Consider the following 25896-nt stretch of genomic DNA (forward strand, 5'->3'; position numbering starts at 1 on the left):
TTTGCCAGTTTATCCGATATCCATTTCATTAAAGAATAGAGGCTCACAACTTATCAGGAGTCAGCCATGAAAATCGTCGTTATTGGTGCCAGCGGTACCGTAGGCCGCGCGGTCACCGCAGAGCTCAGTCGTCAGCATGAAGTTATTCGCGTCGGTCGGTCTCAGGGCGACCATCAGGTTGATATCACCTCTCAGCAAAGCGTCCAGGCGCTGTTTGAAAAAATTGGCCGGGTTGATGCGATTGTCTCGGCGAGCGGAAGCCTGTTCTTTGGCCCGCTGGCCACCATGACCGACGACAATTTCAACCAGGGCCTTCAGGACAAGCTGCTGGGGCAAATCCGCCTGGCGCTCACCGGCCAGCACTATTTGAACGACGGCGGCTCCATCACCCTTATCAGCGGCATCGTGGCGCATGAGCCGATTGCCCAGGGCGTTAACGCCACGACGGTGAACGCCGGCCTCGAGGGCTTCGTCCGCGCCGCTGCCTGCGAGCTGCCGCGCGGGATCCGCATCAACCTGATCAGCCCCACGGTGCTGACCGAATCAGCCGCCGCCTATGACGGGTTCTTCCCGGGCTTTATCAGCGTCCCGGCCGCCACGGTGGCCCAGGCGTACCGCCGCAGCGTGGAGGGCGTCCAGAGCGGTCGGATATACACCGTCGGCTACTGATAATCCGCCCGTCGCTAATAACCCGCCACGCTGGCGGGTTATTATTTATCTCTGCAAAGGCTATTTCTTCGCCATTCATCTGCTCAGCGCCAGCGCCACGTGTTTTAAATATTGATCCATCGCACACTCTTAATAAATGAATTTTATTGTGAACAACCTCGCATATTTAATTTACGCGCCGCAGACGACCGCTGCCAGCAGCGACGGTCAATCCCATGATTTATCTCAGATTAGATTAAATATCTTTCGGACTTATCGTCATTATCTGGCGAATTAAAGCGGCTTCTATATTCCCTACAATAAATATGCCTTTGCTTTTATTGCAGACCCTCAATCATTCCACGCCGCATCCGTCTGCTCGCAGAATTATCTGGCTTAAATTAGCCGCCCAGATTGTTAAATATAAAAAAAGCAGAGTCGCAGCATAAACGTCTAAAAACAAGCGGGCGATGGCCGACCGTTAACCACAATCAGGCCCAGGGTCCCGGGTAAAGCACTTTTTTTATATCGACGTTCGACATTTTTAATAATTTCCAAAATGATACGAGATTGTGAGAATAGTAAACGAAATGTTATGATGAGTAGATTAGCTGTACTCCTCATTGAAATATCAATCTAACGCTGATTTATACCCATGATGCTTCAGGCGACTTCGCTGTTGGCTGCGTCCGCTCAGCTAGCGGCCTGCTGTTGCCTGAATTATTCACGGTATAGACCCACAGTGATGAGAGAGCACCATGACTAAACATCAACCTGTCAACGTTGAAAATCTCGAAAGCAATACCATCAGACCTATCCCTCTTAATATGCGACACGGCAAACCTGGCGATCTGTTTACCATCTGGTTTGGCTCTAACATCATGCTATTAACCGTTATCACCGGAGCGATGTCGGTCACTATTTTCCATCTCTCTTTTTTCTGGTCTGTCGTTGCGCTGTTTATCGGTAGTCTGGTCGGCGGGCTGTTCATGGCCCTGCATTCCGCACAGGGTCCAAAGCTCGGCGTGCCGCAAATGGTGCAAACCAAGGGCCAGTTTGGCTCCTATGGTTCGGTGCTGGTGGTGTCCATTGTCGTATTAATGTATATCGGCTTTACCGCCTCCAGTCTGGTATTAGGCGGGCAGTCCATGCACGCCATCTATAAGCCGATGAACTCCGACGTAGGGATTATTATCGTCGGCGCCCTGAGTCTGTTTGCCACTATTTTTGGCTATAAGATCATCCACTCCTACGCCAGAATTATGTCGTGGATATCCGGGATTGTGCTGGCCGCAACCTTTGTGTGGATCGTCTTTGTCCACGGGCTGCCGGTCGATTTTCTCGATCGCGGCGGTTTCAACAAGGTTGGGTTCCTCGGCGCGGTCTCGATTGCCGCACTGTGGCAGCTGGCCTACGCGCCCTATGTCTCTGACTACTCACGCTATATGCCTTACAGCACCAACGACAAAAGCGTCTTTTACGCCAGCTACTTTGGCTGCATATTAGGCTCTTATCTGCCGATGGTTCTCGGGGTGCTGGTGGCAACCAGCATTGGCAATGATGATATTATTCAAGGCATTATTGACCTCACCGGCGGCTTCGGCGCGGTGGTTATCGTGGTGCTGGCGCTGGGGATTGCCGCCACAAACTCGATGATGCTGTACTGCGGCGTGCTCTGTACGCTGACCCTGGGCCAGACCTTTATTGACGGCTGGTCGCCGATGGCCCGCGCAAGGATAATTACCGCGATCCTCACCATGCTCCTTGAAATAGCGCTGGCGATCTACGGTCAGGAAAACTTCCTGTTAATCTATACCAACTTTATTACCGTCCTGCTGTATGTCCTGGTGCCGTGGACGGCAATTAACCTGGTGGATTATTACCTGGTTGCGCACGGCGAATATGATGTCGACTCCTTCTTTAAGCGCGACGGCGGAATATATGGCTACTTTAATGCTACCGCCATCTTCTGCTATTTGTTGGGGATATTAGTTGAGGTGCCGTTTATGTCGACGGCGATTTATACCGGCCCGATTGCAACCGCATTTGGCGGGGCGGATTTATCATGGATTATTGGTCTGCTGGTGGTCTCACCGGTCTATTACACCCTCTCTAAAGCCAAGGCGGTGAAGAGTATCGCCCTGGTGAAAGAGAAAGTTTAGCGCTTCGCTTTCTTTCCCCTAAATAAGTCGAGCTTCAGGCAGGCGCCCGGTGAAGGCGCCGGCCATGCGGCTTGAGGGATGACGGGAATATCAGTACGCATTGCTGACTCCGGATAAACCATCCGGAGTTTTTTTATCTCTGGACGGCGACGAAGCAGGGCGCGGTGCAGCGCAGGAACAGGGGGAAGGCGGGAAAGGAACGGTCGGGGGAGAGAGAGAAAAACGCGCCTTAATGCCGGCGCGTAAAGGTTAAGCCAGCGCCATCCAGCGGCGCAGATTACCCAGCATCGTCAGGCACTTCTCCAGCTGAGCGAGGGCAATAAACTCATCAGCCTTATGGCCTTGATCCATACTTCCGGGCCCGCAGATCAGCGTGGCTACGCCGGCTTCATCGAACAGGCCACCCTCGGTACCGAAGGCCACGGTGGAAAACGCCTCGCTTTGCGCCCACTGCGCCAGCCAGCCGGCAAACTCCGACTGCGGGTCGCTGAGCAGGCCAGGATAGCGGCTGAGCGGGCTAAAGGTAATATCCGCCTGCGGCGCCACCGCCCGCATCGACGTCAGCAGCTCGCCTGCGGCGTAGCCGTGCAGCTCGGCGAGGGTCGGCTCGAGCGAGACCTCCGGCAGATGGCGAATTTCAAAATCAAACTGGCAGCTTTCCGGCACGATATTGAGCGCCGCCCCGCCGTGAATCACCCCAACCTGCAGCGTGCTGTAAGGCGGGTCAAAGCGGCTATCCCGGGTCTGCGCCAGCGTTTCGCCGAGCGTACCTAAACGGGTAATCAGCTTTGCCGCATACTCGATGGCGTTGACGCCGTGGGGCGCGTAGGCCGAGTGGCAGGCCTTGCCCTGCACCGTACAGCGCATGGCCAGCTTGCCCTTATGGCCGTAGACCGGACGCATTTCCGTAGGCTCGCCGATGATGCACAGCGCCGGTTTGTCCTTTGAGGCTTTAAGATGGTCCACCAGGCTGCGTACGCCAAGGCAGCCGACCTCCTCATCGTAGGAAAAGGCCAGATGCAGCGGCATGCGTAAAGGTTGGGAGAGAAAGTCGGGAACGGCGGCCAGCACGCAGGCGATAAAGCCTTTCATATCGGTGCTGCCGCGGCCGTAGCAGAGGTCGTCGCGCAGGGTGAGTTCAAACGGAGGCACCGTCCAGCGCTGCCCGTCAACCGGGACCACGTCGGTGTGGCCCGAGAGCATCACGCCCCCCGGCCCCTGCGGGCCAAAGCGGGCGTAGAGGTTGGCTTTTTTGCCTTCCTCATCAAAGAAAAGCCGCGTGGCAATGCCAAAACCGCAGAGATATTCATCGATATAGTTAATCAGCTGCAGATTAGATTCGCGGCTGGTGGTGTCGAATGCCAGCAGCGTCGCGAGGATCCGTTTCAGGTCACTATTCATCACCCGGTACTCCGTAACTGGGGGCCTCCCGCGGGTCGAGCGCGCGCGTAATATAGGCCTGCATCTGCGGCTCATACGCCAGCCACAGCGCGGTAAGCTCGCCAATCGGATCCTGTTCGTGCCAGTCAACCCGCAGGTCAACCAGCGGCCAGGAGTAATCATCCACGACTTTTACCGCCGCAGAGTGCACCGGCCCGGCCTCGCCGCCGAGGGCCAGCCCCGCCTGGAGAGCGGCCAGCAGGCGCATCGCCATCTCCCCTTCGGCCTGCTGGAATTCGGCAACCATCGCCTCAACCACCGCAGTGCTGGCGAGCATATTGCCGCCGGCGATACAGTTTACCCCTTCGGCAACGTGATAGATGCCGAGGGTTTTATCGCCGCTAAACGAGGCCGTTTCCCCGCTGGCGTTGATGGCGATAATCTGCCGATAGCGGCTGAAATCATCCTCCGCCAGCGCCTTACGCAGCGCCTTTTCCGGCGCCAGCCCCTGCTCCAGCTGCGAGAGCGTCAGCTGGCCGAGGGCAGGCAGGGTAATATTCTGGCTGGAGACCGCGCCGACTCCCGCCTGCAGCCACGGGCAGCGGGCGCCAACGGCAATGCTGGAGGAGCTTATGGCGATGCCAAACTGCCCGGTTTCCGGGCAGAATGCCGCGATAGAAAAGGTCATGGCGGCTCCTTATTTCACATAGCCATCGGGGATCACGGCGATCACGTCAATTTCCATCAGCCACTGCGGCTGCGCCAGGCCTGAGATAACCAGCCCGGTGGAGATGGGAAACACGCCCTTCAGCCACTTGCCAACTTCCTGATAGACCGGCTCGCGATAGCGCGGGTCGATAATATAGGTGGTGGTTTTCACAATATGCGAAAGATCGCTTCCGGCCTCCTCCAGCAGCTGCTTGACGTTTTTCATCGCCTGCTCGGCCTGAGCCTGCGGGTCGCCCAGCCCCACCAGATTGCCTTCAAAATCCGTGCCCACCTGGCCGCGCACGTAGACGGTATTACCGGCGCGTACGGCCTGGCATAAATCGTTGTCCAGGGTCTGATTGGGATAGGTCTCTTTGGTATTAAACATGCGAATACGGGTATGTGTCGGCATCATTGTTATCCTGATTAAGAGCTACAGTTCAGCGCTGACCGGCATCCCGGTACTGGCTGTATTTCCGCTGGGTCGCGATATGGTCGGCGATGTGCTTCGCGTCGTGCCAAACGCCCCAGATAAAGGTCGAACCCCGGCGTGACAGCCACGGCAGGCCGAGGAAATAGACCCCCGGCTCGCTGGAGACACCGCGCTGGTGCTGAGGGCGATTCTGCGCGTTAAAGGCGTTAACGTTGAGCCAGCCGTAGTCCACGGCGTAGCCGGTCGCCCAGATGATGCTCGTCACGCCGGCCTGCGCCAGGTCCAGAGAGAGGATCGGCGACGTCATGCACTCAGGGTCGGCTAAGAATTCACGCGCCGCGGGCTCCGGCGGCAAATCGAGGCCGTTGGCCGCAACGTAGGCGTCAGCGGCGTCCAGCAGCGAGAGGTAGTTTTCATCGCCGCGGCGGATGTTGTCGCACAGATCCGGCTGGAAGGTCGCGACGCCGGATGCAAACGCCTTCGTCAGCCCGACCAGGGTGATGCCGCGCTGCGCCAGCTCGCGAAAATCCACCGTCCGCCCGCCGTGGGCGCCGCTCACCGCGATGGTAACGTGCTCTTTCCCCGGCTCGCTGGCGGGAGCATCCCACAGGCCCAGCACCCCCAGCCACCAGCAGAAATCCCGGTTGCGGTAGGCGCGCGGCGGCCGGTCGTGGGCGCCAACGGAGAGATAGACCTGGCGACCCGCGCGCTGGAGCTCATCGGCAATCTGCACGCCGGAGGAGCCGGCGCCAACCACCAGCACCGCGCCGGCGGGCAGCTGCTCAGGGTTGTAGTATTTGGCGGAATGGATCTGATGAATGTCGCCCTCTTTCGGCGCAATCGGCGGAATAACCGGCTTCTGGAACGGCCCGGTCGCGGCAACGATGCGCTGCGCTTCGATCACCCCATCCGTGGTTTCAACGGTAAATCCGGGACGTCCGCTGTTGCGAACCGCGCTTTTTACCTCCACGCCGGTCCGCACCGGCAGGGAGAATTTCCTGACGTAATCTTCAAAGTACTGCGCCACATCGTCCTTGGGAATAAAGCTATCCGGCTGGCCGCCTTTAAACTCCATTCCCGGGAAGCGGTCGTGCCACGCCGGGCCGTTCGCCACCAGCGAATCCCAGCGCCCGGTACGCCAGGCCTCAGCAATACGGTTTTTCTCGATAACCAGATGCGAGATCCCCAACTGGGTCAGATGCTCACTCATGGCAATACCGGCCTGACCCCCGCCAACAATCAGCGTATCAATTTGTGTTTTTTCTACGGTCATAAATGTGTCCTTCGAATGGAGTTCAATCGCCAGGAATAAACCACTGCGCAGGACCGAGGTTAATAAACAGTAACAAACAGGTAAATTATTATAAATTTAGAACCTGAGAATAAAATAGTGATGCAGAGTGCAGCACCTTGAATCTACAAGGTAAAGCGGGTTTTAGCGGAAAATATTCGCCGGATAATTTTGTGCTTAGCGCTTATTTAGCAACGCGGCGGGAGGCAACCCGAGAGGATATAAAAAATATATGTAGAGTATCGTTTTTTTATATTCAGAAAATATGCCGCCAAATATAAAAAGACCCGCGCGGGCGCGGGCCACTGAGCTGAATAAAACCCCGGTCAGGCCACCCTCGCCACCTGCTCCGGCGGGCTGAGCACCGCGTTGCGGCAATATTCCATAAACAGTTTGGCGGGGTTAGTGGGCTCGCTGCTGCGCAGATGGGCCATCACCAGCGTCGAGTTGGCCATCTCATCCTGAATTTCGACGCAGCGCACCTGCTGCCCGTCGTAGGTGATATCAGAAACCGGGCGGGTCACCAGAACCGAAAAGCCCAGCCCCTGGCCGACCATGCAGCGCACCATCTCAATCGACGGCGAGCTGTAGGCCACCTGAGGGTTATAGCCTTTATCTTTGAAAATACTGATGAAATAGTTACGGCTGGGGACAACGTCCAGCAGCACCATCGGCAGGTGGCTCAGCTCCGACAGCTTGACCGACGCCCGCTGCGCCAGCGGATGATTTGCCGGCAGCAGCGCGTAGGGCTTTTGCGGCGCGTTCAGGCTCTCGGTCTGAATCGAGACGTCCAGCTCGAGATCGTACATAAACGCCAGGTCAAAGCGACCGCGGTGCAGGCCATGGGCTATTTCATGCTGCTCGCCATCGTAAATTTTAATGGTGATATCCGGATAAATGGTCTTAAACCCGGCGATGAGCGACGGCAGGTAGAGCGGCGCCGCGGTCTCGAAACAGCCGATAGAAACAATCCCCGACACCAGCTCATTATCCGCCCTCGAGTTTTGCTCGAACTGGTACGAGAGGCGGAGCAGCTCCTTCGCTTTCTCATAGAAGCGTTGCCCGCTGGAGGTCATGGAAACCCCCTGCGCATGGTGGCGAATAAAAAACTGCTGCTCAAACATATCTTCCAGGGTTTTCACCGCGATGGAGATAGAGGGCTGCGCGATATGGAGCTGTCGGGAGGCTTCGGCAATGCTCTCCGCTTCGACAACGGCAACAAAGTATTTGAGCTGTTTCAGGGTGAAATGGGGCATGAGATACCTTATTTTTTGTAGGCAAAGAGATAAGCTGAATAGGATTAAACGATGCTCCCCCTCGGGCGCAACCCCGCCGACAAATAAAGATCAACAATCCGACATCGGTCAGATTTTTACAGAAAATTAACATGAAGGCGTAAAGAAAACGGCGACGCCGTCACGGGGCAGCGGCTTTATGGCGGCGGCTAAAAAAGTCCGGTTATATTTTTTTAGTTCCTTACCGCTCCATCTGACAACATTAAAACTTGTCAGAAACGCCATCACCATCCGGCGCTAAAATCCCACCGAGAAAATAAAATCCGTTAAATTACAGATCATTAAAATCTCAGATGGCGAATTCCTTTGAGCCACATCACGCAAAGCGTCATCGGCAGGATCCGCGCGCCGGCGGCTCCCGACCAGGCTAACAAAGTTTTTTATGGAGGTTACCTAGATTTTTAGTCCTTTCTCACTTCTTCCCCCTCCGGCATCATGAATTAACGGCAACAAATAAATAACAATTACGCAACACGATAACGGAGAGGCTTATGACCGACAGAAACTTTTGGCACAGCAGGCTGCAGGCGCAGCGCTTTATCAGCCATGCCATCGTCGATGGCCAGCCCTACGTCGCCCAAAGCCGCCGCGTTTTCCCGGTTATCAATCCCGCCTCCAACGCGCTGCTCGCCGAGGTCACGGCGCTGCAGGCAGAAGATATTGCTGTCGCCGTCCAGTCCTCCCGTAAGGCCTTTGACTCAGGCATCTGGTCAGGGATCTCCGCGCAGGAGCGCAAGGCCGTTCTGCTGCGGCTGTCGGAGCTGATCCTCGCGCATCGTGAAGAGCTGGCGCTGCTGGAGAGCGTCAGCATGGGTAAACCGGTCAACGATGCGCTAAACGTCGACGTTCCCGGCGCGGCGCACGTTTTCTCGTGGTACGCCGAAAGCGTGGATAAGATTTACGACGAGGTGGCCCCCGCCAGGAAAGGCTCTCTCGCCACCATCACCCGCGAAGCGATTGGCGTCGTGGCGGCCATCGTGCCGTGGAACTTCCCGCTCGACCTCGCCTCGTGGAAGCTCGGCCCGGCGCTGGCGGCCGGTAATAGCGTGATCCTTAAACCTTCGGAGAACTCGCCGTTTTCGGCGTTGCGTCTGGCGGAGCTGGCGCTTGAGGCGGGCCTCCCGGCGGGCGTGCTGAACGTCGTCACCGGCCTGGGGACCGAAGCCGGCAGCGCCTTAGGCCTGCATAACGACGTCGATACCATCACCTTCACCGGCTCTACCGCCGTCGGCAAAGCCTTTATGGCCTACTCCGCGCAGTCCAATCTGAAGCAGGTCTGGCTGGAGTGCGGCGGCAAAAGCGCCAATATCATCTTCGCCGACTGCAAGGATCTCGATCTGGCCGCCGAAAAAGCAGCTTTCGGCATCTGCTTCAACCAGGGCGAGGTCTGCTCGGCTAACTCTCGCCTGCTGGTCGAGCGGACGATTTACGCCGAATTTATCGCTAAGCTGCAGGAGAAAATGCAGGCGTGGGCGCCCTCTCACCCCTTCGAGCCTGCAGCCAAAATGGGCGCCATGGTCAGCGCGGCGCATGCGCAAAAGGTGATAAGCGCCATCCGCGCCGCCGAGCGCGCCGGTGCCCGCGTCCTCCTCGGCGGTCATGAGATTGAGATTGACGGCGTCGCCAACTACGTGGAACCGACGCTGATTGAAGCCGCAGATACCGCCTCCTCCCTGTGGCAGGAGGAGATTTTCGGCCCGGTGCTTGCCGTCATGCCTTTTGACGACGAGCAGCAGGCCATCACCCTGGCCAATCAGCACATCTACGCCCTCGCCGCCTCGGTGTGGACCGACGATCTCCACCGCGCCCATCGCGTTGCCGGAATGCTTAACGCCGGGACAGTTTCGGTGAATACCGTCGACGCGCTGGACGTCAGCGTGCCGTTTGGCGGCAATAAGCAGTCTGGCTTTGGCCGCGACCTGTCGCTGCACGCCTTTGACAAATTTACCAACCTCAAAACGACCTGGTTCCAGTTTCGCTAGCACCCGGCAGCTTTCGCATTTTTAGATTCCGCTTACAGGAGAGAGAAGATGACTACCCCGAATAACCCGCAGCGCAGCACCCCGGACTACCAGAGCGCCGATGCCGCGCACCATATCCACGCCTTCCTCGACCAGAAGGCGCTGAACGCCGAGGGGCCTCGCGTGATGGTCCGCGGGGAAGGTCTGTACCTTTGGGATAACGACGGCAACAAATACCTCGACGGCATGTCCGGCCTGTGGTGCACCCAGCTTGGCTACAGCCGCCAGGATCTGGCGGATGCGGCGGCGGCGCAGTTCGCTAAACTGCCCTATTACAATATGTTCTTCCACACCACCCACCCGACGGTGATCGAGCTCTCCGAGCTGCTGTTCAGCCTGCTGCCGCCGCACTACAGCCACGCGATTTACACCAACTCGGGTTCTGAATCGAACGAAGTGCTGATCCGCACCGTTCGCCGCTACTGGCAGATCCTCGACAAGCCGCAGAAGAAGGTGATGATTGGCCGCTGGAACGGCTATCACGGCTCAACCCTCGCCGCCACCGCGCTGGGCGGGATGAAGGCGATGCACACCATGGGCGGCATGATCCCCGACGTGGCCCATATCGACGAACCCTACTGGTACATGCACGGCGGCAGCCTGACGCCGCACGAGTTTGGCCTGCGCTGCGCCGGCCAGCTCGAGGAGAAAATACTCGAGCTGGGCGCGGAAAACGTGGCCGGTTTTATCGCCGAGCCGTTCCAGGGCGCGGGCGGGATGATTTTCCCGCCGGAAAGCTACTGGCCTGAGATCCAGCGTATTTGCCGGAAGTACGACGTCCTGCTGTGCGCCGATGAGGTCATTGGCGGCTTTGGCCGAACCGGCGAGTGGTTCGCGCATCAGTACTTCGGCTTCGAGCCGGATACGCTGTCCATCGCCAAAGGGCTGACCTCCGGGTACGTGCCGATGGGCGGCCTGGTGCTGAGCAAGCGCATGGCGGAAGTGCTGGTTGAGAAAGGCGGCGTCTTCGCCCACGGTCTGACCTACTCCGGCCACCCCGTTGCCGCCGCGGTGGCGATCGCCAACCTCAAAGCGCTGCGTGACGAAAACCACGTCACCAACGTGCGCGACAACACCGGCCCGTATCTGCAGAAAACGCTGCGGGAGGTATTCGACAATCACCCGCTGATCGGCGAAGTTCAGGGTACCGGCCTCGTCGCGGCCCTGCAGTTCGCGGAAGATAAAAGCACCCGCCGCCGCTTCGCCAACGAGAACGAGCTGGCCTGGCGCTGCCGAACCATCGGTTTTGAGGAGGGAGTCATTATTCGCTCGACCCTGGGGCGGATGATCATGGCGCCGGCGCTGATCGCCGGACGTAGCGAGCTGGATGAGCTGGTCGAGAAGACCAAACGCGCTATCGACCGTACGGCGAAGGAAGCCGGCCTGCTGTAAATTATCCTCTTCCCCCCGCGCCGCCACAGGCGCCGGGGGCCTGCCCTTCTCTCGATAAATAAAGCGATTAACCCGCAAAAACGCGCGCCCGCTAATTTCCGCACAAACCAACACCCCGTCTGCGGTTTATTTTTAAACTGCAAATAGCACGTGCTGCTTAGTTTATAATAAGCTTGCTAACTATTATTTCACTCCATCAACCACCTCTGGCGACATTCACTCATTGCCGATCGATCTTCTCTGCAAGATATAGCGGCACGTATCGCTATTTATGCTGTGCCATGAAATATCGAATCCCCGCCCGGCGCCAAAGAGCGACGACCGGACCCGGCTATCGATATCGCCATAATAAAGAGACCCGCAATATGAATATTAAAAAGCTGCGTTTAATGCTGCTGCTCGTCGTACCCGCTCTGGGGCTGGCGGCGGGCGGCTGGTGCTATTTTGCCAACGGTCACTACGTTGAAACGGATAATGCCTACGTGAAGGCCGATAAAACCGATATCAGCGCCGAAGTCGCGGGTCGGGTGGTAAAGGTGCTGGTGAAAGAAAACCAGCACGTGAATAAAGGCGACCTTCTGTTCAGCGTCGATGCCAGGCCCTATCAGCTCGCCGTTGCCGAAGCGGAATCGGATCTCAATAGTACGATCATCGATTTGAAAACCATTAAGTCGCAGTATCAAAGCAAGCAGGCCAATATTCAGGTTTCCCAAAGCCAGCACGAGTACGCTCGCCGTGAAGAGGCGCGCCTGCATCGTCTGAACGGGCCAGGCTACGTCTCGGCCTCCGATCTGGACGGCGCGCATCAGAAAACGCTGCTTATGGCCCTTGAGGTCAACATGTTGAAGAAGCAGCTCCAGGAAGTGGCCGACAGCTTTGGCGGGGATATTAATATGCCGCTACAGCAGCACCCGCGTTATAAGAAAGCGCTGGCTGAGCTCAATACGGCCAAAAATAATCTGCGCCACGTTAATGAATACGCTCCCGCCTCCGGCACCATAACCCGGGTATTACAAACCGGCGAATACGTGCAGGACGGTACCACGGCGATGCTTTTGGTCTCCGATGCCAACCTCTATATCGAGGCCAATTTTACCGAGAAAGATCTGACCCATATTCGCAATAACCAGCAGGCGGAGATCAGCGTTGATTACGCTCCGGGCGTGACCTGGCACGGCAAGGTCAGCAGCATCAGCCCGGCCACCGGCGCGGAGTATGCGGTAATTCCCGCCGAAAATGCCACCGGTAACTGGGTGAAGGTGACCCAGCGTATTCCGGTACGTATTCACCTGCAGACCGATGCCCGGCAGCCGCAGCTGCGGGCGGGCCTGAGCGCCACCATTAAAATTGACACCCGGTCTGACGCCGGCCGTGCGTCGTAACGAGGTGACTATGTCTGATACCACCCTCGCTCCGCCGCGTAAAAGTAGCGCCGTCGATCGCCGCCTGCTCATCACCTTCTCGGTGATGCTGGCGACCATCATGCAGGCGCTGGATACCACGATTGCCAACGTTGCCCTGCCGCATATGCAGGGCGCGATGGGAGCCACTCAGGATCAAACCTCGTGGGTGCTCACCTCCTATATCGTCGCCGCGGCCATCGCCATGCCGCTGACCGGTTTTATCTCCGCCCGCATCGGCCGCAAACGTCTGTTCGTTATTTCGGTCATCGGCTTCACCGTCGCCTCGATGCTGTGCGGCGCCGCCCAGTCGCTGAATCAGATTGTGCTCTTTCGCCTGCTGCAGGGGATTTTTGGCGCCAGCCTGGTGCCGCTCTCGCAATCGGTCATGTTAGACAGCTGGCCGCCGGAGAAACAGGGCTCCGCGATGGCAATGTGGGGGATGGGGGTTATGGTTGGCCCGATCCTCGGCCCGGCCCTCGGCGGCTGGCTGACCGAATACTACAGCTGGCGCTGGGTGTTCTATATCAATATTCCCTTCGGCGTCCTCGCGTGGCTGGGCATTAGCACCTTCGTCACCGAAACGCCGATCGATAGCACCCGCCGGTTCGATCTGCTGGGATTCTTTTTCCTCAGCGTTGCCATCGGCAGCCTGCAGCTCTTCCTCGATCGCGGCGAGTCAAAGGCGTGGTTTGCCAGCGGCGAGATAATCACTGAAGCGGTGCTGGCGGCGCTGACGCTGTATCTGTTTGTGGTGCATATTTTTACGATTAAAAAACCCTTTATCGACCCGGCGATTTTCCGCGATAAGAACTTTGTCGTCGGCCTGCTGTTCAGTTTTGTGGTCGGGACGATCCTGCTGGCGACCATGGCGCTGATGCCGCCGCTGCTGCAGGGGCTGATGGGATATCCGGTCATTGATGTCGGCCTGCTGATGACGCCGCGCGGTTTTGGCACCATGTTCAGCATGATGCTGGTCGGGCGAATGGCGGGCAAAGTCGATATGCGCCACGTCATTACCGTGGGGATCGTCATTATGGCGGCTTCGCTGTGGATGATGACGCGCTACGCCATGTGGATGAGCCCGTGGGATATCGTCAGCTCCGGCGTGGTGCAGGGCGTGGGGATGGGATTAACCTTCGTGCCGCTTTCGACGCTGACCTTCTCCACGCTGCAGCCGCAGTATCGCACCGAGGGCACCGCGCTCTATTCTCTAATTCGCAATATCGGCAGCAGCATCGGTATTTCGGTGGTGACGACCTATCTGGCGCAGCAGTCCCAGCGTAACCACATGTTATTTTCCGGCTTTATTAATCCGTTCAATAAGGCTCTGCAGCACGATATGCAAGCGGGCGCTTACAATATTCATCACCTGCCCGGACTCGTGGCCATTAACGGCGAGGTCACGCGCCAGGCGATGGTGCTGGCCTATTATCAGGACTTCCGCCTGATGATGTTCCTGTGCTTTATTTTAGTGCCGCTGGTGCTGCTATTTTCAAAACCCGTGAAGCATCCCGCCAAATAAAGATCGCGGCGCAGATGAAATACAAAAATAAATAAAAAGCGCCTCCTGGCGAGGAGCGGCGGCCTGTACAGTGGCGCGTTATTTTTATTTTCACATGACAATCGTTACCCTGGATACCCTGAATGCGCATACCACTCCTGCCCCTTTTGACGCTCTGCATCGGCCTGTTTCCCGGCGCGCTGCTGGCGCAAACGGGACAAGTCAAAACCAATGCCGAAAAATCGGCTGATGACCCAACCCGGGTCACCACCAGGGTCGGCATCGCCTGGTCCGATAACTATGCAATGGATGACAGCAACCTCGCCTTCTCCGGTTCGCTGGCCTTGGACCAGGCCCGGAAAATCAACGTGCGGATCAACAGCGATGCTTCCGAATGGCGCGTTGGCGGTTCGTGGCTGTTTCCGATTGGGATCTTTAACTTCAATTTCGGCAAAAATGAGTACCCCGGCGACGCGTCGCAGACCAACTACTCCATCGGCACCTTTGTGCCGCTGAGCTTCTTTGGTATTGAGCCCGCAGGCTTCCAGATATTCCCGATGGCCGGCTATAGCTACAACACCGGCGATCGCATGGCCTGCAATGCCGATAAGCATAAGGCCTGCTCGCAGTCCGATTTTAGCGGCATGCCGTCGCCGGAAAATGGTTTTGAATCAACCAATATCTCCGGCAGCAGCGGCTATCTCGGCGCCTTTGTCCTCAAACCGCTGACGCAGAATCTGCGGATGATCGGCTTCCTGGGCGGCTCTTATGGTTCGAAAAGCGACGCGGGCGACAACTATAAAGGCTACTTCGGTGGTCTCGGCCTCGGTTATAACCTCACCGAACATAACGCGGTGAAGGTGCTGACGTACGTTCAGGATAACAACACCTACCTTGATGAGGCCGATAAGCGCATCCTGCTGGCCTGGCAATACCAGCTCTGATATCCCCATCAGCCGGAGGCGGAAGGCGCCTTCGGGATGACATCCCGCTTCTTTAGCGGGTAAACTACGCCTCCAGTACTCCCTCTCAAGTCACCCATGCTGAAGAAACTACGCTTTATTGTTCCACTCCTGGCGCTGGCAGCCCTGGTCGTCTGGTGGTTTACGCCACGCTACTCTGAAGAAGACGAAGCCTACTATCGCTCGGTTTTCTGCCTCATCGATCATCACGACAGCCGCGCATTCCTTCGCGATATGGAAAGTGTTGTCGAAGGCGGTAATTCGGATTATGCCCTGCACAAGATCCGCTACATTCCGGCTCTGGGTGAAAAAATGCGGCAAACGTGGCAGCAGCTTAGCCCGGATGAGCAACGCGCGAGCCGCGAAGACCGGCAGCGCTGCTATCAGCTGATGGGCGAGAAGAAGCAGGATTAAGCCAGCCGCAAGCTGACCATGGCGTACGCCTTTTGGCCCGCAGGGCAGGTCGTGGTTGCTGGCGACCTGCCTTCTATTCCCGTTTCGCCAGTGATTTCTTCTTTAAATTATAAAGAAACCATATATTGCTCGCGGTCATAAAAAAGTAGTTGATCTGATACGCACAAGCTTTTATTTTGCTTGTCAGTTTTTCAAACGAGATAAAACGATGCCTACTATTACAGCCGGTAGTATGAAAGAAGCCAAAGAATTAATTAACTGCGGGAAATATAAGGAAATAGTTCTTAACTTTGATATTGATGCCGATGATTTTTTCACCCTCGCGACATCCCAGCACGCCACCAAAATCACCATCTCCGACAAAAACACCCACTCACCGGTAAAATTAGAAAAATAATTAAAAACCTCTGAGGTATTTCTTATGTTGCTATTTATTGGCACAGCAGCAGTTGCTTTTCTCTCTTCATTAATGCTGATCTGGCTTGACGATCGCATCAGCGAGCAGGATTAACCTCCGGCGCGCAGCTCCTCCCTCTCTTATTCTACATGCCCGTGTGCGCTCATCGTGAAGCGCTACGGGCTGTTCCTGCTGCACCCTTTACGCCACTTCAGCCAATCTGCTCACTCGCCGCTGTGCGGGAAAGCGTGAAGGCTCCGCGCCGTCTCGCGACGCGGAGTGAAAGCGCGGTAATTACAGCGACTTTGCCAGGCGTTCGACGGCGGTCAGCAGACCCGCTTCCGACACCGTTGAGTAGGAGAGGCGCAGCGTGCGGGTATCCGGATTGTCGTTATAGAACGCTTCGCCCGGCACGTAGACCACGCCGTTTTCGAGGGTCTTTTTCATCCATTGCATGGTATCGAACGGATAGCGGAAACGGGCCCACAGGAACATGCCGCCTTTGGGACGGCTGAACTCCAGATGCTCGCCAAGCTGGCTCTCAAGGGCATCGGCCAGCGCGACGCACTTCTTGCGATAGTCTTCGCGGATCAGGGCTATCTGGTTCTCCAGGCGGTTCATCGCCAGGTATTCCGCGGTGATCACCTGCGACAGCATGTTGGTGTGGAGATCCGCCGCCTGCTTGACGATCACCGTCTGCTGCGCCAGCCAGTCCGGCATCACAATCCAGCCAATGCGCATGCCCGGGGCGAGGATCTTGGAGAACGTCGAGGTGTAGACCACCTGGTCTTCACAGCCGAGCTCCTGCGCGTACTGGTAGAGCGGGCGGCGGACTTCGTCGGTAAAGCTGATTTCGCCGTAGGGATCGTCTTCGATAATCACGAAATCATGCTGCTTCGCCAGCTCAACCACCCGACGGCGGCGATCGGCGCTGAGGGTTTTTCCGCCCGGGTTGCCGAAGGTGGGCACCAGGTACACGGCCTTGACCTTAGTCGTCTCCAGCAGATCCGCCAGCTGTTCCACCAGCATGCCGTCGTCATCGGTATCGACGCTGAGGATATTCGCCTGAGCCAGCTGGAACACCTGCAGCGCGGCCAGATAGGTCGGGCGCTCGACGACGATCGCATCGCCCGGATCGAGCAGCGTACGCGCGACGATATCCAAAGACTGCTGCGAACCGGAGGTGATATAGACATGGCTTGCCGGACAGGCAACGCCGCGCGCCTGACACAGTTCGCTGACGGCCTGACGCAGCGGCGGATAGCCTTCGGTCAATCCGTACTGGAACGCATCGTTGAAACGCCCGCTCATCACCTGCTGCACCGCCAGATTCAGACCTTCGGTATCAAACAGCTCCGGAGCCGGGATCCCACCACCCAGTGAGATAACGCCGGGGAGTTTACTGTGCTTGAGAAGTTCGCGGACGGCGGAGGGCTTGAGTTCACCCGCGCGGACGGCGAGTCGCCGATCGTGCATATTATTTTCCTTTTTTGTCTGTCTTGTTGTTGTGGTTTGTTAACTATTTAGTACCAATTTTTACCCAAAATCCCCGGCAGCGCTATGCTTACCGGGGATTTTACGGCCCCTGCGATTCGGCGCCAGCGGAACTATCGTCTATCGTTATCTTTCAGCACAATTAACGGTTCAATATCGCTCTCTTTTTTGACCACCAGCGAATCATCGCCACGCAGGCAGGTGCCGCCGTAGTTACCGCCAACGGTAAAGGTGCATACCTGAATGTATTTACCATCCACTTTCGGCAGGCACCACAGCTGCTGGTAAATATTTTTGCGATCGACAAACTGCCCGCTGGTCTTATCCAGCACCTCGTCGTCGGGGCCAATCAGGTCGATATTGTTGCCGCAGCGCCCGGAGATAGGCTTAACCGCATAGCCGGTTTTCGCCAGCTCGTCGTTGACGACAAAGTCGGTATCCAGCAAATAGCGATGGTTCGGGAACAGCGACCACAGCACCGGCAGAATCGCCTTGTTGCCGGGGATCACCGTCCACAGCGGTTCGAATACCAGCACCTCGGGGCGCAGCAGGACGTCAATCAGCCGCACCTCGTTTTGCGGATGGCCGGTGCGGATCGGCACGGCGGCGTACTCGTCGGCGCTGACCTCGCGCACCTGCTCGATGGCGGTTTCCCATGCCCAGGTTTTCCAGACGCAGTTAACCAGCCGCCCGTCGCCGTCAATCAGCTGCCCGGCGGCATCCCAGCGCAGCTCATCAAGGCCAAAGAGGATTTTGCTCTCGAAGCCGGCCTGGGTGAGCGAACGCTGGATAAACAGCGCGTGGTAGTTCTCCTCCAGATCCTTATCCTGCATGATGTGCACAAAAGGCCGCGCCCGGCTGTGCTTCCACGCGCCCGCCAGCTCATCAAGCAGATCTTCCGCCGGATTATGACCGCTGCCGTAGTAGCCCTGCTTCAGCCACTGCTCGAGGATCATCCCGCCTTCGGTATGGCAGGAGGCGGAGTCGGCGTTGTATTCATAGACCTTCAGCCCGCGCTCGTCCATGCAGAAATCCATGCGGCCGGTGATCATATGATGGCGACGTCGCTGCCATGAGAGGCGCAGACGCGGCCAGAGAATTTTGGGGATATCGAACAGCGCCAGCAGGCCGTCGTCTTTCATCACCTTATCGGTGGCGTGCAGGTACATCAAATGCAGCTCGTTGGTTGCTTTGATCAGCTCCTGCTCGGCGCTTTCGGTAATGGTGAAATACTGGTAAGGGTCGGCGTTAATAAAGTGGCCGTTGGCGTCAACGTAGGCTTTCTGCAGCGTGTCTTTCTCGTTCAGCCACCTGCCGCGAAACTGTCCGTTGTTCGGCAGGCGGGCGCCGCGAATGGCCAGCGCTTCGCCCGGCAGCACCGGCTGCGCCAGGCTGTGCTCGGTATCGGCGGTCTGGATCATCCAGCCAAGGATCTCGGTGTCGGCGAAGGTATCTTTGAGGGTATAGACGCCGTTGTGCACCTCGAGGGTGAGCTCCCGCGTCCACTGCTGGCCCTGCGGCAGCGGCGTGTGGATAACGTTTTGCTCGGCGATCCTGACCTTATTGCCCACCAGCTGCGTAATCACCGCCACGTGGCCGGTATGCTTGAACTCGCCGCCCTTCTGCCAGATCAGCAGGGAGCCGGCCATCGGCGGACGACGCGAGCCGTTGGCAAAGGCCTGCAGCGGCAGAATATTGTCGTTAACCACTTCGCGCAGAAAGCGCAGAGAGAAGATTTCATACGCCATGCCGACGTCGGTGAAGACGAAACCGTAGGTGAGAAACAGGAAGCGGCGCGCGAACTCGACGCACTGCCATTTGTGCCCCATATACTCGTTATTGATATAGCTGCGGAACGTGGCGTCATCCGGATAATCTTGCGGATTTAAGCTGCTGTAGTTCGATGAATAGATTGCCACGCCGCCCGGCGCGTAGCCTAACAATGTACCAAAAGGGGCATCACTGCTTGTCGATCCTTTGCTCATTAGCCTGACCTCAAATTAATGCAGCCCGGGCAGTTGGCGGAACAAAACTCCCTCTTCTTATCCTGCCGCAGGCACTTACCAGACAGAGGTGGAATAATGATACCACTCATTCGATTCGCTAATTGTGCCCTTACGGAAAATAACCCTGCGCCGCAGGGCAAAAGTGATATCGTTTATCTGAGATATAACAACAAATAGCGAATTAACGTCAGGAGTTGATTATGAGCACACAACCGCATCTGCAAGCGCAACCGCTGGTCTGGGGACATGGCCCGCGCACCTTCGAGGTTTTCCTGGAGCCGACCTGCCCCTATTCGGTACGCGCATTCAATAAGCTCGACGACCTGCTCGACGAGGTCGGCGCGGATAACGTGACCATTAAAATTCGCCTGCAGTCCCAGCCCTGGCATATGTTCTCGGGGGTCATCGTGCGCTGTATTCTGGCGGCCTCCACCCTGCCGCACGGCAGAGAGCAGGCGCATAAGGTGCTAAAAGCCGTGGCCGACCATCGCGAAGAGTTCGAATTTACCGATCACTGCAGCGGGCCGAATATGAACGCCACTCCGCAGCAAATCGTTGAGCGTATCGAGCGCTACAGCCACGTTCTGCTTTCCGCAGCGTTCGCCCGCCCTGAGCTGCAGGCGGAGATCAAATGGCACAGCAAATATGCGCGCCAGAACGGCATCCACGTGTCGCCAACCTTTATGGTCAACGGGCTGGTGCAGGCGGATCTCGGCAGCGGCGACGATATTAGCGTCTGGGCCGCGCGGATAATGGCCTGAGTTAGGGCGCTGCCCCGGTGAGCGTAACGCGGCCGGGGAAACCGTCCGGGAATATCGCCAGCGGGTGAATAAGCCTCACACTGTTAAATCCTTACTACGCCACCTGCTACACTCCCTGAACACCTCACTACAAAGGCAGACCAGCATGTCAGAGAATAACTACCAACCCCCGAAAGTGTGGGAATGGAAGCAGAACAACGGCGGCGCGTTCGCCAACATCAACCGTCCTGTCTCCGGCGCAACGCATGAACAAGAGCTGCCGGTCGGCTCACATCCGCTTCAGCTTTACTCCCTGGGCACGCCTAACGGCCAGAAGGTGACGATCCTGCTGGAAGAGCTGCTGGCGCTCGGCGTGAGCGATGCGGAGTATGACGCCTGGCTGATTCGGATCGGCGAGGGCGATCAGTTCTCAAGCGGCTTTGTTGCGGTGAACCCGAACTCAAAAATCCCGGCGCTGAGCGATCGCTCAACCACCCCGCCAACCCGCGTGTTTGAGTCCGGCAGCATTCTGCTTTATCTCGCGGAGAAGTTCGGTTTCTTCCTGCCAAAAGATCCGGCCGGGCGCACCGAGACACTGAACTGGTTGTTCTGGCTGCAGGGCGCCGCGCCGTTCCTCGGCGGCGGCTTTGGCCACTTCTTCAACTACGCGCCGGTGAAAATCGAGTACGCCATCGACCGCTTCACTATGGAAGCCAAGCGTCAGCTCGACGTGCTGGATAAGCGGCTCGCCGATAATCGCTTCGTCGCCGGAGAAGAGTACACCATCGCCGATATGGCTATCTGGCCGTGGTACGGCAACGTGGTACTCGGAGGCGTTTACAACGCTGCCGAATTCCTCGACGCCGGGAGCTATAAAAACGTTCTGCGCTGGGCGCAGGAGGTCGGCAGCCGTCCGGCGGTTCAGCGCGGACGGATCGTTAACCGCACCAACGGCCCGCTAAACGAGCAGCTCCACGAGCGCCATAGCGCCAGCGACTTCGACAGCCAAACCGAAGACAAGCGCCAGGCATAAGGCCATCCCAGCCGAAGGCTTCGGCCTTCGGCTATTAGCGCTCCAGGCGCTATCCCGCCATAAAGTAGCGCATCGCGGTGCCGGAACTCCCCTCTTTAAAGAAATCCATAATCGATGACGCTAGCGTAAATACTTCTCAAACCAGGCCAGGGTTCTCTGCCACGCCAGCTCCGCCGCTTCCCGGTCATAGCGCGGCGTGGAGTCATTATGAAACCCGTGATTAACGCCCTGATAAATATAGGCCTCATAGACCTTATGCTGCGCTTTCAGCGCCTCTTCATAGGCCGGCCAGCCCTGGTTGATGCCGCTATCGAGGCCGGCGTAGTGCAGCAGCAGCGGCGCCTGAATCCTGGCGACTTCGTTGAGCGGCGGCTGCCGGCCGTAGAACGGCACCGCGCAGGCCAGCTCCGGGGTCGCCACCGCGGCGGCGTTGCTGACGCCTCCGCCGTAGCAAAAGCCGGTGATGCCGACTTTTCCCGTCGCCTGCGGATGCTTCGCCATAAACGCGATCGCGGCGAAAAAATCGTTCATCAGCTTCACGGGATCGACTTTCTGCTGCAGCTCTCTCCCCTCATCATCATTGCCGGGATAGCCGCCGACGGAGCTCAGGCCGTCCGGTGCCAGGGCGATGTAGCCCGCCTTCGCCACCCGCCGGGCAACGTCTTCAATATAGGGATTGAGGCCACGGTTCTCATGCACCACCACCACCGCCGCGGCTTTGTCGGCGATCTTCGTCGGCGTCACCAGGTATGCGCGCACCTCGCCATGACCGTCGGGAGAGGGGTAGTGAATATACTCCGGGCGGATATCCGGGTCGGTAAACGCCACCTGCTCCGCCAGGGCATAGTTGGGTTTCAGTAGGTTAAACAGCGCCAGGGCGGTCATTCCGCCGACGGCATATTTCCCCGCCAGCTGGAGAAACTCACGTTTGCTGATTTTACCGTGGGCATAGTAGTCGTAGTACTCGAGCAGCTGTTGCGGGAAATCTTTGGCCGTCAGTCGCGTCATCGCGTGTTCTCCGTTAGTGAAGGCCCTTTAAGCAAAGCATAAGCTCGCCGGGACGCCAGAAATCCCGCGCAGCGCGATCCCGTGAGAGTCGGGAACGTTGTATGAAAAGAAGCGGGATCGTAGCCTGGCGCAGAGAGCGCTGGGAGAGCTGGGAGAGCTGGCGCAGAGCGACCAGCACGCGGCGGTTGGTCAGATGAATATGTGGCAGACTTCGTCAGAGAGGCAAACCGCTCGCCCGGCAGCTAAACGCTGCCGGGCAGGCAGGAACTAGTGCTTAACTTTGGTCAGGCGATCGAGATAGCCCATCACAAACGCCGACAGCACGAAGGTCAGGTGGATAATGACGTACCACATCAGCTTATTGTCCGGCACGTTTTTGGCATCCATAAACACCCGCAGCAGGTGGATCGAGGAGATCGCAACGATGGAGGCCGCAACCTTGTTTTTCAGCGAAGTGGCGTCCATTTTTCCCAGCCAGCTGAGCTTCTCTTTGCCCTCGTTGATATCCAGCTGAGAGACAAAGTTTTCATACCCCGAGAACATCACCATTACCAGCAGGCCGCCGACCAGCGTCATATCCACCAGCGACAGCAGGGTCAGGATCAGGTCCGACTCCCCTACGCTAAAGATATGCGGCAGGATGTGGAGGATCTCCTGAAAAAATTTGATCGACAGCGCCACCAGTCCCAGAGAGAGACCAAAATAAACCGGTGCCAGCAGCCAGCGTGAGGCGTACATGGCATTTTCCAGAAAGCGTTCCATAAGACCCTGTAAGTTAAAAAAAACGATCGGCATTATATCGCAACCCGCCAGCGTGATTGCAACATCCGGTCAGCGCCGCGGATCGACAGAGATAAAAAAGGCCGGCACAAGGCCAGCCTCCTGGGGAGATGTTGGTGAGGGCTACTGCGCTTTAACGGTCTCTTCGCCCACCAGACCAATCTTCAGATAGCCCGCCTGGTGCAGGGTATCCATGACTTTCATCATCGTCTCGTAGTCCACGGTTTTATCGGCGCGGAAGAAGACGGTGGTGTCTTTCTTACCTTCAGTCAGGGTATTCAGCGCGTTAATCATGCTCTCTTCGGTCACCGGATCGTTGCCGAGGAACATCGTTTTATCCGCCTTCACCGACAGATAGATCGGCTTTTCCGGACGCGGCTGCGGCTGGCTGGAGGAGGCGGGCAGGTTGACCTTCACATCAACCGTCGCCAGCGGAGCGGCCACCATAAAGATAATCAGCAGCACGAGCATGACGTCGATAAACGGCGTCACGTTAATATCGTGCATTTCGCCGTTATCATCGAGGTTTTCGTTAAAATGCATCGCCATAAAGCATCAACCTACTCGTAATTTCTGCGCGGTACGTACCGGCGAAGAGCCGCTGGCGCTCAGGTCCAGATCGCGGCTTTGCAGCAGCAATACCTGGGCGGCGACGTCGCCGAGAGTGGCTTTGTAGCTGCCGATCATACGGGCGAAGATGTTATAGATAACCACCGCCGGGATAGCGGCAAACAGGCCGATTGCCGTTGCCAGCAGCGCTTCCGCGATGCCCGGTGCGACAACCGCGAGGTTGGTGGTCTGAGTCTGGGCGATGCCGATAAAGCTGTTCATGATGCCCCAGACGGTACCAAACAGGCCGACGAACGGGGAGATGGCGCCGATGGTCGCCAGGTAGCCGTTTCCGCGGCCCATATAGCGACCCACAAACGCCACGCGGCGCTCAAGGCGGAAACCGGTACGCTCTTTAATGCCTTCGTTATCTTCGACGCCAGCCGACAGCTCGAGCTCGTTCTGCGCTTCGTTGATAAGCTGCGTGCTCAGGCTTTTAGGATCGAAAGCGTTGGCGATGTCGCTGGCCTGGTCGAGGGAGCGCGCTTCGCCGAGAAGCTGCTGTTCGCGCTTGAGGCGGCGCTTGCTGGAGAGGATTTCAGCACCCTTGCCGAAGAAGATAGCCCATGTGACTATCGACGCCAGAATCAGGCCAATCATCACGACCTTAACGACAATATCGGCATGATGATACATACCCCAAACGGAAAGATCCGCCTGCATCAAATTATTACCCACTCTGAGTCTCCAGGACGTAAATCACAAAATCTGAGCATAATAATATCAAAACGGCATCGAATTGATAGTGGTTCTCATTAGTATTTACACTGTGCAGCAAATCACGTTTATTTTCCTTGCGCTTACGCAGTAAAAAAGCGGCAGCCGGGGGATTTGGTAAAATTTTTGCCTGTATCCGTCGTTAGCCGGTACAGCTCCGGGTATTCATGCTAGTTTAGACGTCCAGACGTATAAAAACAGGCAAAAAACATGGCTGACAAACATCTTGATACCGCTCTGGTCCACGCCGGACGCAGTAAAAAATATACCCTCGGATCGGTAAACAGCGTGATACAGCGCGCTTCGTCGCTGGTGTTCGACACCGTCGAAGATAAGAAACATGCCACCCGCAACCGGGCGAAGGGCGAGCTGTTTTACGGCCGCCGCGGCACGCTGACCCACTTCTCGCTGCAGGAAGCCATGTGCGAGCTAGAAGGCGGCGCCGGCTGCGCCCTGTTCCCCTGCGGTGCGGCGGCGGTGGCCAATACGATTCTGGCGTTTGTTGAGCAGGGCGACCACGTTCTGATGACCAACACCGCCTATGAGCCGAGCCAGGACTTCAGTACCAAGGTGCTTGCCAGGCTCGGCGTGAGCACCGGTTGGTTCGATCCGCTGATTGGCGCCGATATCGCCCGTCTGGTCCAGCCGAATACCCGCGTGGTGTTTCTCGAGTCTCCGGGTTCAATCACTATGGAGGTCCACGACGTTCCGGCGATCGTCGCGGCCGTGCGCAGCGTTGCCCCGGAGGCAATCATCATGATCGACAACACCTGGGCGGCCGGCGTGCTGTTCAGGGCGCTGGATTTTGGCGTCGATATCTCGATTCAGGCCGGGACCAAATACCTGATTGGCCACTCCGATGCGATGGTCGGCACCGCGGTTGCCAACGCGCGCTGCTGGGACCAGCTGCGTGAGAACGCCTATCTGATGGGGCAGATGCTCGACGCGGATACCGCCTATATGACCAGCCGCGGCCTGCGCACCCTCGGCGTGCGCCTGCGTCAGCACCACGAGAGCAGCCTGCGCATCGCCGAATGGCTGGCGCAGCATCCACAGGTGGCGCGGGTCAACCATCCTGCGCTGCCGGGCAGCAAAGGGCATGAATTCTGGAAGCGCGACTTTACCGGCAGCAGCGGCCTGTTCTCGTTTATTCTCAATAAGCGGCTGAACGACGCCGAGCTGTCCACTTATCTGGACAACTTCAGCCTGTTCAGCATGGCCTACTCCTGGGGCGGTTTCGAATCGCTGATCCTGGCTAACCAGCCGGAGCACATCGCCGCCATCCGCCCCGAGGCGGAAGTCGATTTCAGCGGCACGCTGATTCGCGTCCATATCGGTTTAGAAAATGTTGACGATCTGCTGGCGGATTTAGCGGCGGGCTTCGCGCGTATCGTGTAAAGTGACGGCCAGTGGCAATAATTGCGGACGTTCTGTTAGAGGCGGCCGCTTTTGTTGCGCCCGGGATCAAGGTGTTCGGGGCTCTTCAGGAGTACACTAGTCAA

The 25896-nt window shown here is 57.4% G+C and carries 23 protein-coding genes; 12 read left to right on the forward strand and 11 right to left on the reverse strand.

Annotation, left to right across the window (positions count from 1 at the left end; translation table 11 throughout):
• The first annotated feature begins 66 nt into the window (after positions 1–66).
• Together RTE01_RS18510 and RTE01_RS18515 are read left to right on the forward strand one after the other, a co-directional pair.
• The gene (locus RTE01_RS18510) at positions 67–669 is read left to right on the forward strand and encodes a short chain dehydrogenase (RefSeq protein ID WP_041147240.1); all 603 of its coding nucleotides are present in this window, start codon (positions 67–69) and stop codon (positions 667–669) included.
• A 737-nt stretch (positions 670–1406) separates the two neighbouring features.
• Positions 1407–2810, forward strand: coding sequence for a purine-cytosine permease family protein (locus RTE01_RS18515; protein ID WP_123551939.1), 1404 nt, complete (start codon positions 1407–1409; stop codon positions 2808–2810).
• 249 nt (positions 2811–3059) lie between these two features.
• On the opposite strand, the gene argE is transcribed toward RTE01_RS18515, so the two are convergent.
• From argE to RTE01_RS18540, 5 genes are all read right to left on the reverse strand, one after another.
• On the reverse strand, positions 3060–4211 hold the full coding sequence (gene argE, locus RTE01_RS18520) for an acetylornithine deacetylase (protein WP_134527764.1): 1152 nt from the start codon (positions 4209–4211) through the stop codon (positions 3060–3062).
• Positions 4204–4878, reverse strand: coding sequence for a DUF1028 domain-containing protein (locus RTE01_RS18525; RefSeq protein ID WP_076946646.1), 675 nt, complete (start codon positions 4876–4878; stop codon positions 4204–4206). The genes argE and RTE01_RS18525 overlap by 8 nt, the downstream gene beginning before the upstream one ends.
• Positions 4879–4887: 9 nt before the next feature.
• The gene (locus tag RTE01_RS18530; protein ID WP_041147244.1) at positions 4888–5310 is read right to left on the reverse strand and encodes a RidA family protein; all 423 of its coding nucleotides are present in this window, start codon (positions 5308–5310) and stop codon (positions 4888–4890) included.
• Between the two features lie 28 nt (positions 5311–5338).
• Positions 5339–6604: a flavin-containing monooxygenase gene (locus RTE01_RS18535; RefSeq protein ID WP_134527767.1), complete on the reverse strand. Its 1266-nt coding sequence runs from the start codon at positions 6602–6604 to the stop codon at positions 5339–5341.
• 344 nt (positions 6605–6948) lie between these two features.
• The gene (locus tag RTE01_RS18540; protein ID WP_133600927.1) at positions 6949–7878 is read right to left on the reverse strand and encodes a LysR family transcriptional regulator; all 930 of its coding nucleotides are present in this window, start codon (positions 7876–7878) and stop codon (positions 6949–6951) included.
• A gap of 530 nt (positions 7879–8408) precedes the next feature.
• Between RTE01_RS18540 and RTE01_RS18545 the strand changes: the two genes are divergently transcribed.
• The 7 genes from RTE01_RS18545 to RTE01_RS18575 all read left to right on the forward strand — a co-directional run bounded on the left by RTE01_RS18545 (position 8409) and on the right by RTE01_RS18575 (position 16007).
• Positions 8409–9899, forward strand: coding sequence for an aldehyde dehydrogenase (locus RTE01_RS18545; RefSeq protein WP_134527770.1), 1491 nt, complete (start codon positions 8409–8411; stop codon positions 9897–9899).
• A gap of 48 nt (positions 9900–9947) precedes the next feature.
• Positions 9948–11330, forward strand: coding sequence for an aspartate aminotransferase family protein (locus RTE01_RS18550; protein ID WP_041147248.1), 1383 nt, complete (start codon positions 9948–9950; stop codon positions 11328–11330).
• A 365-nt stretch (positions 11331–11695) separates the two neighbouring features.
• Positions 11696–12712, forward strand: coding sequence for an HlyD family secretion protein (locus RTE01_RS18555; protein ID WP_076946643.1), 1017 nt, complete (start codon positions 11696–11698; stop codon positions 12710–12712).
• A 10-nt stretch (positions 12713–12722) separates the two neighbouring features.
• Positions 12723–14255, forward strand: coding sequence for a DHA2 family efflux MFS transporter permease subunit (locus RTE01_RS18560; protein WP_134527775.1), 1533 nt, complete (start codon positions 12723–12725; stop codon positions 14253–14255).
• A 122-nt stretch (positions 14256–14377) separates the two neighbouring features.
• Positions 14378–15178, forward strand: a complete 801-nt coding sequence (locus RTE01_RS18565) for a hypothetical protein (protein ID WP_052474604.1) — start codon at positions 14378–14380, stop codon at positions 15176–15178.
• Between the two features lie 96 nt (positions 15179–15274).
• Positions 15275–15610, forward strand: coding sequence for a hypothetical protein (locus RTE01_RS18570; protein ID WP_076946641.1), 336 nt, complete (start codon positions 15275–15277; stop codon positions 15608–15610).
• A gap of 208 nt (positions 15611–15818) precedes the next feature.
• Entirely contained in the window at positions 15819–16007 is a 189-nt protein-coding gene (locus RTE01_RS18575) for a hypothetical protein (protein ID WP_045856893.1), read from the forward strand.
• Positions 16008–16301: 294 nt separating this feature from the next.
• On the opposite strand, the gene RTE01_RS18580 is transcribed toward RTE01_RS18575, so the two are convergent.
• Together RTE01_RS18580 and gss are read right to left on the reverse strand one after the other, a co-directional pair.
• Positions 16302–17483 (reverse strand): aminotransferase-like domain-containing protein, encoded by a 1182-nt coding sequence (locus RTE01_RS18580; RefSeq protein WP_134527778.1) that lies wholly within the window; start codon positions 17481–17483, stop codon positions 16302–16304.
• A 131-nt stretch (positions 17484–17614) separates the two neighbouring features.
• Positions 17615–19486 carry a bifunctional glutathionylspermidine amidase/synthase gene (gss, locus tag RTE01_RS18585; protein WP_134527781.1) on the reverse strand — a complete coding sequence of 624 codons (1872 nt, stop codon included), beginning with the start codon at positions 19484–19486 and terminating at the stop codon, positions 17615–17617.
• 221 nt (positions 19487–19707) lie between these two features.
• Between gss and RTE01_RS18590 the strand changes: the two genes are divergently transcribed.
• Together RTE01_RS18590 and yghU are read left to right on the forward strand one after the other, a co-directional pair.
• A complete protein-coding gene (locus tag RTE01_RS18590; RefSeq protein ID WP_041147254.1) occupies positions 19708–20268 on the forward strand; it encodes a DsbA family protein in 561 nt (186 codons plus the stop codon).
• A 145-nt stretch (positions 20269–20413) separates the two neighbouring features.
• Complete coding sequence (yghU, locus tag RTE01_RS18595) at positions 20414–21280, forward strand: glutathione-dependent disulfide-bond oxidoreductase (protein WP_041147752.1); 867 nt, start codon at positions 20414–20416, stop codon at positions 21278–21280.
• Positions 21281–21400: 120 nt separating this feature from the next.
• Here yghU and yghX read toward each other — a convergent pair whose 3' ends face one another.
• The 4 genes from yghX to exbB form a co-directional block, all read right to left on the reverse strand.
• On the reverse strand, positions 21401–22288 hold the full coding sequence (yghX, locus tag RTE01_RS18600) for a YghX family hydrolase (RefSeq protein ID WP_134527784.1): 888 nt from the start codon (positions 22286–22288) through the stop codon (positions 21401–21403).
• A 267-nt stretch (positions 22289–22555) separates the two neighbouring features.
• On the reverse strand, positions 22556–23050 hold the full coding sequence (locus RTE01_RS18605) for a TIGR00645 family protein (protein WP_041147753.1): 495 nt from the start codon (positions 23048–23050) through the stop codon (positions 22556–22558).
• Positions 23051–23191: 141 nt separating this feature from the next.
• Complete coding sequence (gene exbD, locus RTE01_RS18610; RefSeq protein WP_041147256.1) at positions 23192–23617, reverse strand: TonB system transport protein ExbD; 426 nt, start codon at positions 23615–23617, stop codon at positions 23192–23194.
• 6 nt (positions 23618–23623) lie between these two features.
• On the reverse strand, positions 23624–24355 hold the full coding sequence (exbB, locus tag RTE01_RS18615) for a tol-pal system-associated acyl-CoA thioesterase (protein WP_041147257.1): 732 nt from the start codon (positions 24353–24355) through the stop codon (positions 23624–23626).
• 249 nt (positions 24356–24604) lie between these two features.
• On the opposite strand from exbB, the gene metC reads away from it, so the two are divergent.
• Positions 24605–25792, forward strand: coding sequence for a cystathionine beta-lyase (metC, locus tag RTE01_RS18620; protein ID WP_115191865.1), 1188 nt, complete (start codon positions 24605–24607; stop codon positions 25790–25792).
• Positions 25793–25896: the final 104 nt, after the last annotated feature.

Origin of the sequence: Klebsiella terrigena (assembly GCF_006539725.1) — a bacterium.
GTDB lineage: Bacteria > Pseudomonadota > Gammaproteobacteria > Enterobacterales > Enterobacteriaceae > Klebsiella > Klebsiella terrigena.

What these genes read in the sequence shown, in the direction of transcription:
- RTE01_RS18510 (WP_041147240.1), top strand. Translation starts at nt 67, where the DNA reads ATGAAAATCGTCGTTATTGGTGCCAGCGGTACCGTAGGCCGCGCGGTC.
- RTE01_RS18515 (WP_123551939.1), top strand. Translation starts at nt 1,407, where the DNA reads ATGACTAAACATCAACCTGTCAACGTTGAAAATCTCGAAAGCAATACC.
- argE (WP_134527764.1), bottom strand. Translation starts at nt 4,211, where the DNA reads ATGAATAGTGACCTGAAACGGATCCTCGCGACGCTGCTGGCATTCGAC.
- RTE01_RS18525 (WP_076946646.1), bottom strand. Translation starts at nt 4,878, where the DNA reads ATGACCTTTTCTATCGCGGCATTCTGCCCGGAAACCGGGCAGTTTGGC.
- RTE01_RS18530 (WP_041147244.1), bottom strand. Translation starts at nt 5,310, where the DNA reads ATGCCGACACATACCCGTATTCGCATGTTTAATACCAAAGAGACCTAT.
- RTE01_RS18535 (WP_134527767.1), bottom strand. Translation starts at nt 6,604, where the DNA reads ATGACCGTAGAAAAAACACAAATTGATACGCTGATTGTTGGCGGGGGT.
- RTE01_RS18540 (WP_133600927.1), bottom strand. Translation starts at nt 7,878, where the DNA reads ATGCCCCATTTCACCCTGAAACAGCTCAAATACTTTGTTGCCGTTGTC.
- RTE01_RS18545 (WP_134527770.1), top strand. Translation starts at nt 8,409, where the DNA reads ATGACCGACAGAAACTTTTGGCACAGCAGGCTGCAGGCGCAGCGCTTT.
- RTE01_RS18550 (WP_041147248.1), top strand. Translation starts at nt 9,948, where the DNA reads ATGACTACCCCGAATAACCCGCAGCGCAGCACCCCGGACTACCAGAGC.
- RTE01_RS18555 (WP_076946643.1), top strand. Translation starts at nt 11,696, where the DNA reads ATGAATATTAAAAAGCTGCGTTTAATGCTGCTGCTCGTCGTACCCGCT.
- RTE01_RS18560 (WP_134527775.1), top strand. Translation starts at nt 12,723, where the DNA reads ATGTCTGATACCACCCTCGCTCCGCCGCGTAAAAGTAGCGCCGTCGAT.
- RTE01_RS18565 (WP_052474604.1), top strand. Translation starts at nt 14,378, where the DNA reads ATGCGCATACCACTCCTGCCCCTTTTGACGCTCTGCATCGGCCTGTTT.
- RTE01_RS18570 (WP_076946641.1), top strand. Translation starts at nt 15,275, where the DNA reads ATGCTGAAGAAACTACGCTTTATTGTTCCACTCCTGGCGCTGGCAGCC.
- RTE01_RS18575 (WP_045856893.1), top strand. Translation starts at nt 15,819, where the DNA reads ATGCCTACTATTACAGCCGGTAGTATGAAAGAAGCCAAAGAATTAATT.
- RTE01_RS18580 (WP_134527778.1), bottom strand. Translation starts at nt 17,483, where the DNA reads ATGCACGATCGGCGACTCGCCGTCCGCGCGGGTGAACTCAAGCCCTCC.
- gss (WP_134527781.1), bottom strand. Translation starts at nt 19,486, where the DNA reads ATGAGCAAAGGATCGACAAGCAGTGATGCCCCTTTTGGTACATTGTTA.
- RTE01_RS18590 (WP_041147254.1), top strand. Translation starts at nt 19,708, where the DNA reads ATGAGCACACAACCGCATCTGCAAGCGCAACCGCTGGTCTGGGGACAT.
- yghU (WP_041147752.1), top strand. Translation starts at nt 20,414, where the DNA reads ATGTCAGAGAATAACTACCAACCCCCGAAAGTGTGGGAATGGAAGCAG.
- yghX (WP_134527784.1), bottom strand. Translation starts at nt 22,288, where the DNA reads ATGACGCGACTGACGGCCAAAGATTTCCCGCAACAGCTGCTCGAGTAC.
- RTE01_RS18605 (WP_041147753.1), bottom strand. Translation starts at nt 23,050, where the DNA reads ATGGAACGCTTTCTGGAAAATGCCATGTACGCCTCACGCTGGCTGCTG.
- exbD (WP_041147256.1), bottom strand. Translation starts at nt 23,617, where the DNA reads ATGGCGATGCATTTTAACGAAAACCTCGATGATAACGGCGAAATGCAC.
- metC (WP_115191865.1), top strand. Translation starts at nt 24,605, where the DNA reads ATGGCTGACAAACATCTTGATACCGCTCTGGTCCACGCCGGACGCAGT.